The following is a 16,523-nucleotide window of genomic DNA, read 5'->3' as shown; positions in this document are numbered from 1 at the left end:
CCTCCCGCGAGGGTCTCGCAAAGCCCTCCCGCGGAGGTTCCGCTAGGAAGCGCTCGACGCCCATTCGTAGCGGTGCTCCGGGCGGCCCGTGTCGCCGTACTTGAGGCTGAGCCGGACCCGGCCGGAGCGCTCCAGAAGCTTCAGATAGCGCTGGGCGGTCTGGCGGCTCAACCGGGTGCGGTCGGCCAGCTCCTGGGCGGACAGCGGCCCTTCCGCGCCCATCAGGGCCCTGCGGACCAGCTCGGCCGTGGTGGGGGAGTGCCCTTTGGGCAGCTCCGGTGCCGGAGTCGCCGACAGTGCGCCGAAGATGCGGTCGACTTCGGCCTGCTCGGCCTCACCCCCGCCGTCCAGCGTGCGGCGCAAGGTCGCGTACGCGTCGAGCTTCGCGCGAAGTCCCGCGTAGGAGAACGGCTTGACCAGGTACTGCAGGGCGCCGTGGCGCATCGCGGCCTGGACGGTGGCCACATCGCGCGCGGCGGTCACCATGATCACGTCGGTCTGGTGGCCGCGCTCACGCAGCGTACGGACCACCGCGAGACCCGTCTCGTCCGGCAGGTAGTGGTCGAGGAGCACCAGGTCGACGGGGAGCTCATCGACGAGCCGCAGCGCCTCGGCCGCGCTGTGGGCCTTCGCGGCCACCCGGAAGCCGGGGACCTTCGCCACGTAGGCGGCGTTGACGTCCGCGACCCGGACGTCGTCGTCCACGACGAGCACCTCGATCATCGTGTCTCCTCCGTGGGGGCCAGTTCGGACGTGGGGGCCAGCTCGGCCTGGGCGAGGGCTTCGGGCAGGACGACGGTGAACTCGGCGCCCCCGTCGGGCGACGCGTCGGCCCGTGCGCTGCCCCCTTGCCGCTCGGCGAGCCTGCGGACCAGGGCGAGCCCGATGCCGCGCTTGCCGTGTGCCGGAGGCTCCTTGGTGGACCAGCCCTCCATGAAGATCGTCTCGCGTTGCTCGGGCGGTACGCCAGGGCCCGTGTCGCTCACCCGAAGGACGACGGCGCGCCCCTCGGTGCGCACATCGACCTCCACGCGCGCGTGGGGCGTGCCCGCCGCCGCGTCGAGTGCGTTGTCTACGAGGTTGCCGACGATGGTGACCAGGCCGCCCGGGTCGATCAGCCGGTCGGGCAGCGCGGTCTCGCGCGGGACGGCGAGGGCGACCCCGCGCTCGGCGGCGACTGTGGCCTTGCCCACCAGGAGGGCGGCGAGCAGCGGATCGCCGATCTTCTCCGTGATCTGCTCGGCGGTCACCCGGTGCGCGCCCGCCACCTCGCCGACGAACTCCGCCGCCTCCTCGTACATCTCCAGCTCCAGGAGGCCGAGCAGGGTGTGCATGCGGTTGGCGTGTTCGTGGTCCTGGGCGCGCAGTGCGTCGATGAGGCCGCGGGTGGAGTCCAGTTCGCGGCCCAGCTGCTCCAGTTCGGTGCGGTCGCGCAGGGTGGCGACGGCGCCCCCGTCGTCCGTGGGCATGCGGTTGGCGACCAGGACGCGCTGGCCGCGCACGGTCAGGAGGTCGGTGCCGGTGACCCGTCCGGCGAGCACGTCGGTCGTACGTCCCGGGCCGAGCGCGGTGTCGAGCGGTTGCCCGATGGCTTCCGTTCCGATGCCGAGGAGGCGCTGGGCCTCGTCGTTGAGGAGTCGGACGCGACCGGCGCGATCCAGTGCCACCACGCCTTCGCGGATGCTGTGCAGCATGGCCTCGCGTTCGGCAAGGAGGGCCGAGATATCGGAGAAGGCCAGGTCACGGGTCTGCCGCTGTACCCTGCGTGAGATCAGATAGGCGGCGAGGGCACCGACGGCGAGCGCCCCGCCCGCGTAGGCGAAGAGCCCTGGGATCGCGTGGATCAACCGGGCGCGGACGCTGTCGTACTCGATGCCCACGGAGACGGCGCCCACGATGTCCCCGTCGATGTCCCGCAGCGGCACCTTGCCGCGGGCCGAGCGGCCCAGGGTGCCGTCGTCGATCTCCATGACCTCGTCCCCGGCGAGCGCGTCGCTGGGGTCGGTGGAGACGACCCGGCCGATCTCGTCGTGGTCGGTGTGGGACCAGCGCACGCCGTCCTTGTTCATGATCACGACGTACTCGGCGCCGCTGGCGCGCCGGATCCGTTCCGCTTCCGTCTGCACGGGCCCGTCGACGGCCGGCTTCGAGGAGCGCAGGTCATCGGCGATCTGCGGCTGGGCGGCCGTGGTCTGCGCGATGGCGAGCGCGCGGCGCATCGCCTGGTCGTCCAGCTGATCGCTGAGCGGCGCGAGGAAGAGCCCCGTGGCGAGCACGGCGACCCCGGCGGCGATCGCCAGCTGCATCAGCAGGACCTGCGAGAAGACGCGCCGCGGCAGGCCGAGGCGGAGTCGTCGGGCAGGGGAGGTCGGGCTCATGATGCGAACGGTACGGCGAGCGGAGGGCTACTCCGAAGTGACTGTGGCGGGGATCTCCCGCACGGTTCCGTACGCGATCGGCCGCACGGCCACGACATCCATGCGCGCCGGGGCCGCGAGTGCCGCGCCGCAGCTCTCCGGCCGTGGCGGCTGCGAGGCCTCCTGGGCGACGGTCACGCACCAGTTCCGTCCGTCGGTGTGGGCCACCGTCACGTTCCAGCGTGGGGCCGTGCCGTGCGTGTGGACGACGCTCAGGGCTCCCGCGGCGTCCTCGCCGGTGGCGGCGCGCACCGCGAGCTCGGCGGCCTGCCCCGGGCGATCCCAGGCGGAACTGCCCCGGCAGCCCTCGGTCACCACGCGGCCCGTACGCACGCCGTCGAGGATCTCCTTGACGGCGTCCGGACCAGAGCGGCCGTATGCGTAGCCGTGGGGCAGGACCAGCAGTGTGGGGGAGAAGCGGTGACCAACCAGATGAGTGACTTCCCAGGCGCCTTGTTCACCGGACGCGGCGAGTGCGGCGGCGAGCGGCCTGCCCAGGAGCGCGCAGCAGCGGTCACGCTTGCCGTTCGTGCAGACCAGGGCGAGCGGGTCGCCTGTGTACGGGGTGCCGAACCCGCCGTGGTCACCCGCTCCGAGAGCGGTGAAGTCCAGGCCGAGCAACTCCTCCGGCCGGTCCGTGACGCCGCCGCGCAGCCAGGTGTTGCCGGGCGCGGTGTGGGCCACGTACACCCGGCGCCGCGCTGAAGGGTGGCTGTCAGCGTGGCGGCCGGGGCGGCGGATGAGCGCGATGCGTACGCCCGTTCCCTCGGCGGCGGCCTCCAGGGCGCGGCCGACCTCCGGATCAAGGTGGCTCGAAGTGAGCGCTCTGGCGCCCCACGGGCCGGGCTGTTCCAGCAGCAGCCAGGTCCTGGCGGTGGCCGCGGTCCCCGCGAGAGGCTCGTCCAGATCCCGCGAAGCGGTGGCACACGTACTCACGGAGGCGAGCCTAACCCGGGGCCGGGTCCGGGGTGATTCAGCCGCCGTCGGGCACGGGCAGCGGCTGGGGCGGACGCAGCCCGACGTACTGCCCGCTGGGGCGCATACGCAACGGACGTTCCCCGTACTCCTCCAGGGCGTGTGCGATCCAGCCGGCCGTGCGCGCCACGGCGAAGATCGTCTCGCCTGCTTCGGCGGGCATCCCGGACGAGGCGGTCAGGACGGCGAGGGCCAGGTCGACATTGGCGTGCAGGTCCGTGTGGCGGGCCGTGGTGGCGACCACGTCGCGGGCCGCCGCCAGGGCGGGGCCCGCCTTGGGGATGACCTCCAAGAGGGCGAACAGGGCCTCCGCGCGTGGGTCGTCGCCGGGGTAGAGACGGTGGCCGAGGCCCGGGACGCGGCGGCCCGCGCGGAGCTCGTCGGCCACCACGGGGGCCGCGCTGCCGCGGTCCAGGACGTCCAGGAGCATGCGGTGCGCGAGGCCGCTCGCCGCGCCGTGCAGCGGGCCCTCCAGGACGCCGAGGCCGGCCGACACCGCCGCGTACGGGTGGGCGCGGGCGGAGGCGGCGACGCGGGCGGCGAGCGTGGAGGCGGCGAGGTCGTGGTCCACGAGCAGGGCGAGCGCGGTGTCCAGGGCGTGCAGGGACGCGTCGTGGGGCTGCTGGCCGCTGAGGCGTGCCCAGAGCCGGTGGGCCAGGGGGCCCTCGTCCTCGTGGGCGCGGCTGACCGGGGGCAGGGCCGTGACCAGGGTGGGGATGAGGGTGCGTGCGGTGCCGATGACGGCCTCTTCGGAGAGGTCGAAGCGGAGGGGGTCGGCTGCCGCGGCCGAGATGGCGGCCACCCGCAGACGGTCGGTCGGGCCGCTGTGCTCGGGCAGCGCGTTGATGGCGCGGCGGGCGGCGCGGGTGGTCTCCTCGGGGGCGGTGAAGCGGATTCCGGGGCGCATGACGCCGGTCCACAGCCACTCGGCGACCTCTTCGTAGGAGTGCGCCAGGCTCAGTTCCCGCGCGTCGACGCCCCGGTAGTAGTAGCGGTCCTTGTCGATGAGCGTGATGCGGGTGCGGACGGAGAGTTCGCCGCTCGCAGCAGTGGCGGCGGGTTCCCGGCGGTTCTTGCGGGCGAGCGACTCGACCTCCTTGGCGTCGAAGGTGCTGCCCCGGGCGCCGGGGCCGCGGCGGCTGGTGAGCTGGCCGCGGCTCACGTAGGCGTACACGGTCTCCGGCTTCACGCCGAGCAGCTCCGCGGCTTCCCGGGTGCTGAGGCGCCGGCCTTCCTTCGGGGTGGCCTCTTGATCCGTCATGGGCGACACCGTATCCAGCTAGACGCGACATTGACTCAATCAATATTGACAGAGATTTAGTCAAGCATGGACAGTCGAATCAAGTCCAGGGAGGAAGTCGAGGAAGAACATGCCGATCAATGGCTCCACCACCACCCCCACCGGCCCCGTGGAGGTTCCCCGCGGGCTCGCGGGCGTCGTCGTGACCGAGACCCGGCTCGGGGACGTCAGGGGATACGAGGGCTTCTACCACTACCGCCAGTACTCGGCCGTCGAGCTCGCGCAGACCCGCGGCTTCGAGGACATATGGCATCTGATGTTCCACGGCGAGCTCCCGGACGCGGGGCAGCGCACCGCCTTCGCCGCACGGACCGCGGCCCTGCGCAGGCTCCCGGACGAGGTGCGCGCCGCGCTGCCCGCCATAGCCCGCGCCAGCGCCCTGTCGGGGCCGCTCTCCGGGCTGCGTACGGCCCTGTCGCTCTTCGGCGCGGCGAAGGGCTTCCGCCCGGTGTACGACATCGACGCCGACCGGCGCCGCGCCGATGCCCTCGCCGCGTCCGCCGTAGTGCCGACGCTGCTCACGGCGCTGTACCGGCTGGGACAGGGGCTCGACCCCGTCGAGCCGCGCGACGACCTTTCGTACGCGGCCAACTACCTCTACATGCTGACGGGTTCGGAGCCGGACCCGGACCGTGCGAGGGCGATCGAGCAGTACCTCATCTCAACCATCGACCATGGATTCAACGCATCCACGTTCACGGCCAGGGTGATCACCTCGACCGGCGCGGACGTCGCGGCCTGTCTGGTGGGGGCCGTGGGCGCGCTGTCGGGTCCGCTGCACGGTGGGGCGCCGAGCCGTGCGCTCGACACGCTCGACGCCATCGGTACGCCCGACCGCATCGACGGATGGATCCGCGAGCGGGTGCTCGCGGGGGACCGGATCATGGGCTTCGGTCATCCCGTCTACCGCACGGAGGACCCGCGTTCGCGCATGCTGCGAGGCATCGCGCAGCAATTCGGCGGGCGGATGGTGGAGTTCGCGGTCGAGGTCGAGCGCCAGGTCGAGGCGATCCTCGCCGAACTGAAGCCGGGGCGCGAGCTGCACACCAACGTGGAGTTCTACGCGGGCGTCGTCATGGAACTGTGCGGCCTGCCGCGCGAGATGTTCACACCCACGTTCGCGGCGGCGAGGGTGGTGGGCTGGGGGGCCAACATCCTGGAGCAGGCGGAGGACTCGAAGATCATCCGGCCTGCGGCGCGCTATGTGGGGCCTGTCCCGCCGGCGCCCGTCCCACCGGTGCCGGTGCCGTCATTGCGCTGAGACACACAGCTGAGACACACGTGAGGTCCGGTGCCGATCAGGCGCCGGACCTCACGTGGTGAATGTGGGCGTAAAGGGGGACGGGTGAGGCCCCTTGTCCGCGGAGGGCGGGCCGTGCTTTCCGGAGGCGGGTCTCAACGGGGTGACCGGGGCCCCGGCCTCGACGGACAGGCGAAGGCGGGTGCCTGCCTGTCTCAGCACTGCGCCCCAGCCTCAGATGCTGGGGATGTCCGCTTTTGCGCGGATGAGCGTCTCCCTGCTGATGATCACGATGCGTTCGTGGTCGGCGCGAGCGGCGTCAGAGGGCAGCTCGCTGTCGAGAGATGCTGTGGCCTCTGTCCCGATGACGGCGAAGTTGCCGTCGCTGAGCTCGAAAATATCGGGGCAGGTGTCGCCGGTGAGACTGCCACGTTCGCGTGGAGACGCACCGATGCGGCGCACGATCTTCAAGAGGATCCCGCTCCTTAGGATTAAAGACGGTAAGAGCGGGGTAAGGGTAGCCTCCCGTTATCCCAGTACTGTGCGCGCCTCGACCAACTTGCCCCTAAGTGGTAGGTGGTTGACCCTCGGATGGCGGCTTGCCCTGGTGCGGCGGTTGGTCCTCGGACGGAGGTTCCCCCACCACCCACCACTCGTCGGACTCGGACTCCTCCAGCTCGCGGATGAGGATGTCCGTCATGTATCCCACCCGGGCCTCGTCCGACGAGTCCTGGAGACTGGCACGCTGATGACGTGTCGCCTGCCAGTACTGGCGGAAGATCGGGTTCGCGCACATCACGCGAACGTGCCCGTGCAGCTCCTCCCAATTGACCACGCCGACGCGGTAGGCCAGCAGGGCGTTCGTATAGAGCGCGTTGGCGAAGAGGAACTGCCGCTGCTGAGCGGGAGACTCCGCCTCGGCGATGCTGAACACGGCAGCCAGGTCCGGATCGTCGATTGCTTTCCGCAGCAGGTAGAGCTGCAGTTCGTGCTGTTCCGCCATCATGGTGCGGCGCCGGTCCGCCTGCTCGGCCTTGTCGACCTGCAGCCGGAGTTCGGTGTACCGGCGCTGTTGTGCGGCGAGCAGGGCGAAGGCGCCGAACGCGAAGGCGAGGCCTGCCCCGACGGCGGAACCCATTGCTCGTATTCCAAAAACCTGTGTGGCCATGTCTCCCCCGGATCAGCGACCGCCCGCCGGTCGTCGGTGCGGGTCGACAGGGTGAGGACCGGCGAGCGATGGGCGGCGCGCTTGCCGCCTTCCAGGATGCCGAGCGGCTCTGATCGGCAGGGAGGCGGAGAGGAGGCGCACGGAAGGCAGCTGTGGTCGCATGTCCCGGCGCCGTGCCAGATGTGTGCCCCGCCTGCGCCGCTAACAATCGTTCACTTCGCGGGGTTTCTACGCGCTCGTATCCTGGGGCGGCAGCCATTCGTCGTACGAGAGCCGGTGCCCGCGCCGGTGCACGCGTCAGTGTGAAAGGGGTCGCACGTTGACTCAGCCGAGCGCCCGGCAGATCCCGGTCGTCGTCCTCACAGGCTTCCTCGGTTCGGGCAAGACGACCTTGCTCAATCATCTGCTGCACCGCAGCGGCGGGAGCCGGATCGGGGCGATCGTCAATGACTTCGGGTCCATCGAGATCGACGCCATGGCCGTCGCCGGGCAGCTCGGTGACTCCACCGTCTCGCTCGGCAATGGATGTCTCTGCTGTGCCGTGGACGCCAGTGAGCTCGACGAGTACCTGGAGCGGCTCGCCCGGCCCGCCGCCCGTATCGACGTCATCGTCGTCGAGGCCAGCGGGCTCGCCGAGCCGCAGGAGCTCGTGAAGATGGTCCTGGCCAGCGAGAACCCGCACATCGTGTACGGGGGGCTCGTCGAGGTCGTCGACGCCGTCGAGTTCGACGCCACGCGTGAGCGGCATCCCGAGGTCGACCGGCACCTGGGGATCGCCGATCTTGTTGTCGTCAACAAGGTCGATCGCGTCCCCGAGGCGGAGCGGGAGCGGATCCTCGGCCTTGTCCGCGGGTTCACCGATCGTGCGGCCGTGGTCCCCGCCTCCTACGGGCGCGTCGACGTCGAGCTGCTTCTCGACCGGAAGCCCGTGGGGGAGCGCGTGGGGCAGTTGTCCTTCGACGACCTGCATCAGCATGAGCCCGAGGACGGGCACCACGGCCATCTGCACTCCGCCTACGAAAGCCTCTCCTTCTCCTCCGAAGTGCCCATGGCTCCCCGCCCGTTCATGGCCCTGCTCGACAGTCGGCCCGAGGGGCTCTACCGCATCAAGGGGTACGTCGATTTCGGCGCCGAAGACCCGCGCAACAAGTACGCCGTGCACGCCGTGGGGCGTTTTCTGCGCTTCTACCCCGAGCCGTGGGCAGCGGGCGAGCCCCGCCTCACCCAGCTCGTCCTCATCGGGTCCGGCATCGACGTACCGGGCCTGGAGAAGGAACTGGAGGCCTCGCGCGCGTACGCCCCACAGGCCGGTGCCGATGAGCACAGCATGTGGGGCGTACTTCGGTATGTGCAGGAGGTCCAGGAGCCGCAGGGGGTCCAGGAACCGCGGCGCGACTGACTACGCCGGGCCCGCCACCGCCGCCACCGGCTTCGACAGGGAGACGCCCGAGCCGTCGCGGCGCGGGTCGATCTCCGGCAGCTCCGCCGGCAGGCCGCTGCGCTGGGCCGCGAGCGGTGGCGTCGGGCCCGCCCACGCGAAGCTCAGGCAGTCCTCGCCCTTTAGGAAGCGCTGGACGCGTACGCCGCCCGTGGCCCGGCCCTTGCGGGGGTACTGGTCGAACGGCGTCACCTTGGCCGTCGTCTGCACCGAGTCGTCGAGCGTGCCGCGCGAACCCGCCACCGTGAAGACCACGGCGTCCACGGCCGGGTCCACCGCCACGAAGGAGATGACCTTGACGCCGTCCGCGAGCTTGATGCCCGTCATGCCGCCCGCGGGACGGCCCTGCGGGCGGACCTGCGAGGCCTGGTACCGGAGGAGCTGGGCGTCGTCCGTGATGAAGACCAGGTCCTCCTCGCCCGTGCGCAGCTCGGCCGCGCCGACGATCCGGTCACCGTCCTTGAGGGTGATGACCTCCAGCTCTTCCTTGTTCGAGGGATAGTCCGGGACCACGCGCTTGACCACGCCCTGCTCGGTGCCGAGCGCGAGGCCCGGTGAGGACTCGTCCAGGGTCATCAGGCAGATCAGCTTCTCGTCCGCCTCCAGGGAGAGCAGCTCCGAGACCGGCGCGCCTCCGGAGAGGTTCGGTGCCGCATGCGTCTCCGGGAGCTGCGGCAGGTCCACCACGGAGAGGCGGAGGAGCCGTCCCCCGGACGTCACCGCGCCCACCTCGCCCCGCGCGGTCGCGGGCACGGCGGAGATGATCACGTCGTGCTTGACGCGCTTGGTGTCGCTCTCGGCGAACGGCTCGCCGTTCGCCGTACGGGCGAGGAGGCCGGTCGAGGAGAGGAGCACGCGACACGGGTCGTCCGCCACCTGCAGCGACACCGTGGGCGCCGGGGTGCCCGACGACTCCAGGAGCACCGTGCGCCGATCCGTGCCGAACTTCTTGGCCACGGCGGCCAGTTCGGCGGAGACCAGCTTGCGCAGCTCGGCGTCCGACTCCAGGATCCGGGTCAGCTCCTCGATCTCGGCGTTGAGCTTGTCGCGCTCCGACTCCAGCTCGATGCGGTCGAACTTGGTGAGGCGGCGCAGCGGCGTGTCGAGGATGTACTGCGTCTGGATCTCGCTCAGCGAGAAGCGCTCCATCAGGCGCTCCTTGGCCTGTGCGGAGTTGTCGCTGGAGCGGATGAGGCGGATGACCTCGTCGATGTCCAGGAGGGCGACGAGGAGGCCCTCCACCAGGTGCAGCCGCGCCTGCTTCTTGCTGCGACGGAACTCGCTGCGGCGGCGCACGACGGTGAAGCGGTGGTCGAGATAGACCTCAAGGAGTTCCTTGAGGCCGAGGGTGAGCGGCTGGCCGTCCACCAGGGCCACGTTGTTGATGCCGAAGGACTCCTCCATCGGCGTCAGTTTGTAGAGCTGCTCCAGGACGGCCTCCGGGACGAAGCCGTTCTTGATCTCGATGACCAGGCGCAGGCCGTGCGAGCGGTCCGTGAGGTCCTTGACGTCGGCGATGCCCTGGAGCTTCTTCGAGCCGACCAGGTCCTTGATCTTGGAGATGACCTTCTCGGGGCCCACGGAGAAGGGCAGTTCGGTGACGACCAGGCCCTTGCGGCGCGCGGTCACGTTCTCGACGGCCACCGTCGCGCGGATCTTGAAGGTGCCACGCCCCGATTCGTACGCGTCCTTGACCCCGGTCAGGCCGACGATGCGGCCACCCGTGGGCAGGTCAGGGCCCGGCACGAAACGCATCAGCGTCTCCAGGTCGGCCCCGGGGTGCTTGATCAGGTGGCGGGCGGCGGCGATGACCTCGCCGAGGTTGTGCGGCGGCATGTTCGTCGCCATGCCGACGGCGATGCCGGACGAGCCGTTCACCAGAAGGTTCGGGTAGGCCGCCGGAAGGGTGACCGGCTCCTGCTCCTGGCCGTCGTAGTTCGACTCGAAGTCGACCGTGTTCTCTTCGATCGACTCCGTCATCAGGGACGTGGCGTCGGCCATCTTGCACTCGGTGTACCGCATGGCGGCCGGCGGGTCGTCGTTGCCGAGCGAGCCGAAGTTTCCGTGGCCGTCCACCAGCGGCAGGCGCATGGAGAAGGGCTGGGCCATGCGCACCAGGGCGTCGTAGATCGACGCGTCGCCGTGCGGGTGCAACTTACCCATGACCTCGCCGACGACGCGGGCGCACTTCACATAGCCGCGGTCGGGGCGCAGGCCCATCTCGTTCATCTGGTAGACGATGCGCCGGTGCACCGGCTTCATGCCGTCGCGGGCGTCCGGCAGGGCGCGCGAGTAGATGACCGAATACGCGTACTCGAGGAAGGAGCCCTGCATCTCGTCGACGACGTCGATGTCGAGGATCTTCTCCTCGAACGAGTCATCGGGCGGCGGGGTCTTCGTGCTGCGGCGGGCCATCGCTGCTGCGGCTCCTTCAATGTGTCTGCCAGGGCATCAACGGGATCTGACGCCGACCATTGTGGACTGTCCCACTGACAACGCCGACCACGACCCGGACTTCGGGGCCGGCTACGCCGAGCGCGGAGCGGGAACTTCACAGGTTGTCCGCACGCTTGCATACAGTGTCAGGACTGGCAGAATTTCCAGCTTTTCGCGATCGAAGGGACGTACATGCCCATGGGTCACACGGCCACAGCCGAGGCCGGTTCCGGCGGCCTGACAGCGACCGAGCACCGGCTGGCCAACGGCCTGCGCGTGGTGCTCTCCGAGGACCACCTGACCCCGGTCGCCGCGGTCTGCCTCTGGTACGACGTCGGCTCACGGCACGAGGTGAAGGGCCGTACGGGCCTCGCGCACCTCTTCGAGCACCTCATGTTCCAGGGTTCGAAGCAGGTGCACGGCAACGGGCACTTCGAGCTGGTGCAGGGAGCGGGCGGGTCGCTCAACGGCACCACGAGCTTCGAGCGCACCAACTACTTCGAGACCATGCCCACACACCAGCTCGAGCTGGCCCTGTGGCTGGAAGCCGACCGCATGGGCTCGCTGCTCTCCGCGCTCGACGAAGAATCCATGGAGAACCAGCGCGACGTCGTCAAGAACGAGCGCCGCCAGCGCTACGACAACGTTCCGTACGGCACGGCCTTCGAGAAGCTGACCGCCCTCTCGTACCCCGAGGGCCACCCTTACCACCACACCCCGATCGGCTCCATGGCCGACCTGGACGCGGCGACCTTGGAGGACGCGCGGGCGTTCTTCCGCACGTACTACGCGCCCAACAACGCTGTCCTTTCGATCGTCGGCGACATCGACCCGCAGGAGACCCTCGCCTGGGTCGAGAAGTACTTCGGATCCATCCCCTCGCACGACGGCAAGCAGCCGCCGCGCGACGGATCGCTGCCCGACACGATCGGCAAGGAGCTGCGCGAGGTCATCGAGGAGGAGGTCCCGGCCCGCGCCCTGATGGCCGCCTACCGCCTCCCGGAGGACGGCACGCGCGCGTGCGACGCCGCCGACCTGGCGCTCACGGTCCTCGGCAGCGGCGAGTCCTCCCGGCTCTACAACCGCCTCGTGCGCCGCGACCGCACCGCCGTGGCGGCCGGGTTCGGCCTGCTGCGGCTCGCCGGAGCCCCCTCGCTCGGCTGGCTCGACGTGAAGACGTCCGGTGACGTCGAGGTCCCCGTCATCGAGGCCGCCGTCGACGAGGAGCTCGCCCGCTTCGCGGAAGAGGGCCCCACCGAAGAGGAGATGGAGCGCGCCCAGGCACAGCTGGAGCGCGAGTGGCTGGACCGGCTCTCCACGGTGTCGGGCCGCGCGGACGAACTGTGCCGGTACGCCGTCCTGTTCGGCGACCCGCAGCTCGCCCTCACCGCCGTCGGGCGCGTCCTCGACGTCACCGCGGAAGAGGTCAGGGCGGCCGCGGCGGCCCGGCTGCGCCCGGACAACCGCGCGGTGCTCGTGTACGAGCCCATCGCGCCCGCCGAAGCCACCGACGAGGACGAAGAGGAGGCCGCGAAGTGAGCGAGGCCGCAACGATGCAGTTCCACCCGCAGCCCCAGGCGGGCACCGCACGGCCGTGGGCCTTCCCCGCGCCCGAGCGCGCCACCCTGGACAACGGCCTCACCGTGCTGCGCTGCCACCGCCCCGGCCAGCAGGTCGTCGCGGTGGAGATCCACCTCGAGGCACCGCTGGACGCCGAGCCCGAGGGCCTCGACGGCGTCGCCACGATCATGGCGAGGGCCTTCAACGAAGGCACCGACAAGCACTCCGCCGAGGACTTCGCCGCCGAACTCGACCGCTGCGGCGCCACCATGGACGCGCACGCCGACCACCCCGGCGTCCGCGTCTCCCTCGAAGTCCCGGTCTCCCGCCTCCCCAAGGCGATGGGCCTGCTCTCCGACGCCCTGCGCGCCCCCGCCTTCGCGGACAGCGAGATCGAACGCCTCGTGCGCAACCGCCTGGACGAGATCCCGCACGAGGCCGCCAACCCGGGGCGGCGCGCCGCCAAGGAGCTCTCCCGGCAGCTCTTCCCGGCGACCGCCCGCATGTCGCGCCCCCGCCAGGGCACGGAGGAGACGGTCACGGCCATCGACTCGGCGGCGGTGCGCACCTTCTACGAGAAGCACGTGCGTCCCGCCACGGCGACGGCCGTCATCGTGGGCGACCTGACCGGCGTCGACCTGGACGCCGTCCTCGCCGACACCGTCGGCGCCTGGACGGGCGGCACCGCCGAACCGCGTCCGGTGCCTCCGGTGACCGCGGACGACACCGGGCGTGTCGTCATCGTGGACCGCCCCGGAGCCGTGCAGACGCAGCTGCTCATCGGACGCGTGGGACCGGACCGGCACGACCGCGTCTGGCCCGCACAGGTGCTCGGCACGTACTGCCTGGGCGGCACCCTCACCTCGCGCCTGGACCGCGTCCTGCGCGAGGAGAAGGGATACACCTACGGCGTACGGTCGTTCGCCCAGGTCCTGCGTTCCACGCCGGACGGAAGCGGCGCCGCGATGCTCGCCATCAGCGGCTCCGTGGACACCGAGTCCACGGGCCCGGCGCTCGACGACCTGTGGAAGGTGCTGCGTACGCTCGCCGCCGAGGGCCTCACGGACGCCGAGCGCGACGTCGCCGTGCAGAACCTGGTGGGCGTCGCCCCGCTCAAGTACGAGATGGCGGCGTCCGTCGCGGCCACCCTCGCCGACCAGGTCGAGCAGCACCTGCCGGACGACTTCCAGGCTCAGCTGTACCGCCAGTTGGCCGCCACCGGCACCGTGGAGGCCACTGCTGCCGTCGTGAGCGCCTTCCCGGTGGACCGCCTGGTGACGGTGCTCGTCGGTGACGCCGCGCGGATCGAGGAGCCCGTCAGGGCGCTCGGCATCGGTGAAGTGAGTGTGGTCACCGGCTGAGTGGCAGTCAGGACATGTCGGGACCCCAGTGGCGGGAATTGGCTACTGGGGTCCTCATATGTCCGAATTGCTATGGAGGTTACGTGTCTGCCCTGTGGCGTGCGCTACAAAAACACTGATCCGTTTGTCGTTTGAAAGATGGCCCGCTTAGCGTCATCCCGGCTGTTCGTCATGCAGTACGCCGCACCCGCGGCACCGGACAGTCATCGCCGAGTCCCCGTACGGCGCGAGCCAGGGGAGCCGGGGACCCACATGTCCCCTTGGGGTGAATCGGGAACCTTGCCGTCAGGTGAGGGACTCGTAGGAGACCTTCCTGCTCCGAACCCGTCAGCTAACCCGGTAGGCGAGAAGGAAGGAAAGGATCAGCCGCTTCATGGCGTTCACCCGTGCCACCGGGAAGCACCGTCGCCCGAGCCGCCTCACGCGTACGACCGCGAACGTGGCGGGCGTCGCAGCCCTCACCACCACCGGTGTCATCGGAGGCCTGGCCGCTCCGGCGCTCGCCGCCGACGACGCTGCGGCCCTTGAGCACACCGGCCTCACCCAGGCCATCTCCGTGGGCGACTCGCTCGCCCAGAGCATCGACGCGCAGGCCGCTGCCCAGCAGCAGGCCGCCGACGACGCCGCAGCCGCCAAGAAGGCCGAAGAGGCCGCCAAGAAGAAGGCCGAAGAGGCGAAGCGCAAGGCCGAGGCCGAGGCGAAGGCCAAGGCCAAGAAGGAGCGCGAGGCCAAGGAGCGTGCCGCTCGCGAGGCCGAGCGCAAGCGCCTGAACACCTACGTGGCCCCGGTCAGCGGCTCGTACGTCTCCACGGGCTACCAGACCGGCGGCGCCATGTGGTCCTCCGGCAGCCACACCGGCATCGACTTCCACGCCGCGTCCGGTACCTCGGTCCACGCGGTCGGTTCCGGCACCGTCGTCGAGGCCGGCTGGGGCGGCGCCTACGGCAACAACGTGGTCATCAAGATGAACGACGGCACGTACACCCAGTACGGCCACATGTCGTCCCTCGGTGTCACGGTCGGTCAGGCGGTCACGCCGGGCCAGCAGATCGGCCTCTCCGGCTCCACGGGCAACTCCAGCGGCCCGCACCTCCACTTCGAGGCCCGCACCGGCGAGGAGTACGGCACGGACATCGACCCGATCTCGTACCTCCGCTCGCACGGCGTCAACGTCTGATTCCCGGACGTCTGATCCCCGGCGGTCGCGCGAAGCGCACCTGATTCACCGAAAGCCCCGGCTCGTCGAGAGCCGGGGCTTTCGCCGTTCCGCGTTCCTCGTGCCCCTATCGCCTTTGGCCAAAAGTATCCCTGGATTTCGGCCGACCGTCGGAAATTCGGCGGCTCTGCAATAGAGTCACAGAACAGGCGTCGATCGACCGCGTTTCGCGGGGATTAAGGCGGAGGTCAGTCATGCGCATTCCCGCGCACTCGGTATGCACGGCCATCCGGGACGACATCGTCTCCGGTGTCTACGAACGGGGCGGCCGGCTCACCGAGGAACTGCTCGCGCGCCGCTACGGAGTCTCCCGCGTCCCCGTGCGCGAGGCCCTGCGCACCCTGGAGGCCGAGGGCTTCGTCGTCACGCGCAGGCACGCGGGCGCGTGCGTGGCGGAACCGACCGAGGAGGAGGCCGCCGACCTCCTGGAGATCCGCGCGCTCCTGGAGCCGCTGGGCGCCGCCCGCGCCGCACAGCGCCGCACGGAGGCGCACCTGAAGGTCCTGCGCGGCCTTGTCAGGCTCGGCCAGGAGCGGTCGCGGCACGGCCGGAGCGAGGATCTGCGCTCACTCGGCGGCTGGTTCCACGAGACGCTCGCCCAGGCAGGCGGCAGTCCGGGCCTCACGGCACTGCTCACCCAGCTCCGGCACAAGATCGCCTGGATGTACGTGGTGGAGACGTCGGCGGCGCCCGCCGAGGCCTGGGCCGAGCATGCCGCGATCGTCGACGCGGTGGCGCGCGGCGACGCGGAGCGGGCCCGCGCGCTCACCGCGCAGCACACGGAACGGACCACCTCCGCGCACCGGCCGCGCTTCGTGCAGGGCCGCGGCATCCCCGGTGTGAGGGGTTCGCAACATCCCGTAAACGCAGTGGGCCTGCGGCATTAACAGAGGCGCCGTATACAAAGAAGAGTTATTCGGCGGGGGATTATTTCTGCTGCCCGAATTCAATGTCGACGACTGATATCCGGCAAGCGGAACCAGAAACGCCGAAGGGCCCGCCCCTATTTGGGGCGGGCCCTTCGGCGTATGAGTACCAGTCTTTACTAGACGGTCTCGGGGAGTTCCTCGAGGCCGTCCGCGACCAGCTTCGCCAGACGGTCGAGAGCGGCGTCCGCGCCCTCGGCGTCGGAGGCGAGCACGATCTCCTCGCCGCCCTGCGCGCCCAGACCGAGCACCGCGAGCATGGAGGCGGCGTTCACGGGGTTGCCGTCAGCCTTGGCGATCGTCACGGGGACGCCGGCGGCGGTGGCCGCGCGGACGAAGATGGAGGCGGGTCGGGCGTGAAGGCCCTCGGCCCAGCCGACGTTGACGCGGCGCTCAGCCATGTGTTGCTGCCCTTCCAGGTGTCTCACACTTGTCTAGACCAGTGTCTCATGCCGCCACGAGTGCTCCGCCGGCCGATGGTCCGTA

The 16,523-nt window shown here is 70.5% G+C and carries 14 protein-coding genes and 1 riboswitch; of the genes, 6 read left to right on the top strand and 8 right to left on the bottom strand.

Annotation, left to right across the window (positions count from 1 at the left end; all coding sequences use genetic code 11):
* Nucleotides 1–42: 42 nt before the first annotated feature.
* From OG302_RS11990 to OG302_RS11975, 4 genes are read right to left on the bottom strand one after another with little or no spacing between them, the layout of a single operon-like run.
* Nucleotides 43–723 carry a response regulator gene (locus OG302_RS11990; protein ID WP_371526786.1) on the bottom strand — a complete coding sequence of 227 codons (681 nt, stop codon included), beginning with the start codon at nt 721–723 and terminating at the stop codon, nt 43–45.
* Nucleotides 720–2,378 (bottom strand): ATP-binding protein, encoded by a 1,659-nt coding sequence (locus tag OG302_RS11985; protein ID WP_371526785.1) that lies wholly within the window; start codon nt 2,376–2,378, stop codon nt 720–722. The genes OG302_RS11990 and OG302_RS11985 overlap by 4 nt, the downstream gene beginning before the upstream one ends.
* 27 nt (nt 2,379–2,405) lie before the next feature.
* Nucleotides 2,406–3,353 (bottom strand): sucrase ferredoxin, encoded by a 948-nt coding sequence (locus OG302_RS11980; RefSeq protein WP_371526784.1) that lies wholly within the window; start codon nt 3,351–3,353, stop codon nt 2,406–2,408.
* 37 nt (nt 3,354–3,390) lie between these two features.
* Complete coding sequence (locus tag OG302_RS11975) at nt 3,391–4,653, bottom strand: citrate synthase family protein (RefSeq protein WP_371526783.1); 1,263 nt, start codon at nt 4,651–4,653, stop codon at nt 3,391–3,393.
* Between the two features lie 109 nt (nt 4,654–4,762).
* On the opposite strand from OG302_RS11975, the gene OG302_RS11970 reads away from it, so the two are divergent.
* Entirely contained in the window at nt 4,763–5,953 is a 1,191-nt protein-coding gene (locus OG302_RS11970; RefSeq protein ID WP_371526782.1) for a citrate synthase/methylcitrate synthase, read from the top strand.
* A gap of 213 nt (nt 5,954–6,166) precedes the next feature.
* On the opposite strand, the gene OG302_RS11965 is transcribed toward OG302_RS11970, so the two are convergent.
* The gene (locus OG302_RS11965; RefSeq protein WP_371526781.1) at nt 6,167–6,403 is read right to left on the bottom strand and encodes a hypothetical protein; all 237 of its coding nucleotides are present in this window, start codon (nt 6,401–6,403) and stop codon (nt 6,167–6,169) included.
* A gap of 94 nt (nt 6,404–6,497) precedes the next feature.
* Complete coding sequence (locus OG302_RS11960; protein ID WP_371526780.1) at nt 6,498–7,070, bottom strand: DUF6082 family protein; 573 nt, start codon at nt 7,068–7,070, stop codon at nt 6,498–6,500.
* 349 nt (nt 7,071–7,419) lie between these two features.
* Between OG302_RS11960 and OG302_RS11955 the strand changes: the two genes are divergently transcribed.
* Nucleotides 7,420–8,499 carry a GTP-binding protein gene (locus OG302_RS11955; protein ID WP_371526779.1) on the top strand — a complete coding sequence of 360 codons (1,080 nt, stop codon included), beginning with the start codon at nt 7,420–7,422 and terminating at the stop codon, nt 8,497–8,499.
* Here OG302_RS11955 and OG302_RS11950 read toward each other — a convergent pair whose 3' ends face one another.
* Nucleotides 8,500–10,953 (bottom strand): DNA topoisomerase (ATP-hydrolyzing) subunit A, encoded by a 2,454-nt coding sequence (locus OG302_RS11950; protein ID WP_371526778.1) that lies wholly within the window; start codon nt 10,951–10,953, stop codon nt 8,500–8,502. It abuts the gene before it with no gap.
* Nucleotides 10,954–11,172: 219 nt separating this feature from the next.
* Between OG302_RS11950 and OG302_RS11945 the strand changes: the two genes are divergently transcribed.
* From OG302_RS11945 to OG302_RS11930, 4 genes are all read left to right on the top strand, one after another.
* Complete coding sequence (locus OG302_RS11945; RefSeq protein ID WP_371750100.1) at nt 11,173–12,513, top strand: M16 family metallopeptidase; 1,341 nt, start codon at nt 11,173–11,175, stop codon at nt 12,511–12,513.
* On the top strand, nt 12,510–13,895 hold the full coding sequence (locus tag OG302_RS11940; RefSeq protein WP_371526777.1) for a M16 family metallopeptidase: 1,386 nt from the start codon (nt 12,510–12,512) through the stop codon (nt 13,893–13,895). Before OG302_RS11945 ends, OG302_RS11940 begins: the two co-directional genes overlap by 4 nt.
* A 197-nt stretch (nt 13,896–14,092) precedes the next feature.
* Nucleotides 14,093–14,256, top strand: a riboswitch (cyclic di-AMP (ydaO/yuaA leader).
* Nucleotides 14,257–14,268: 12 nt separating this feature from the next.
* Nucleotides 14,269–15,072, top strand: a complete 804-nt coding sequence (locus OG302_RS11935) for a M23 family metallopeptidase (protein WP_371526776.1) — start codon at nt 14,269–14,271, stop codon at nt 15,070–15,072.
* 233 nt (nt 15,073–15,305) lie between these two features.
* Nucleotides 15,306–15,998: a GntR family transcriptional regulator gene (locus OG302_RS11930; RefSeq protein ID WP_371526775.1), complete on the top strand. Its 693-nt coding sequence runs from the start codon at nt 15,306–15,308 to the stop codon at nt 15,996–15,998.
* A 158-nt stretch (nt 15,999–16,156) separates the two neighbouring features.
* Here the strand turns inward: OG302_RS11930 and OG302_RS11925 are convergent, their stop codons facing one another.
* A complete protein-coding gene (locus OG302_RS11925) occupies nt 16,157–16,438 on the bottom strand; it encodes an HPr family phosphocarrier protein (RefSeq protein ID WP_190085156.1) in 282 nt (93 codons plus the stop codon).
* Between the last annotated feature and the right edge of the window lie 85 nt (nt 16,439–16,523).

It is taken from the genome of Streptomyces sp. NBC_01283 (assembly GCF_041435335.1).
In the GTDB taxonomy this organism is placed as follows: Bacteria; Actinomycetota; Actinomycetes; order Streptomycetales; family Streptomycetaceae; genus Streptomyces.
Note: the sequence above shows the minus strand (reverse complement) of the source record. Positions and strands in the feature narration are given on the sequence as shown.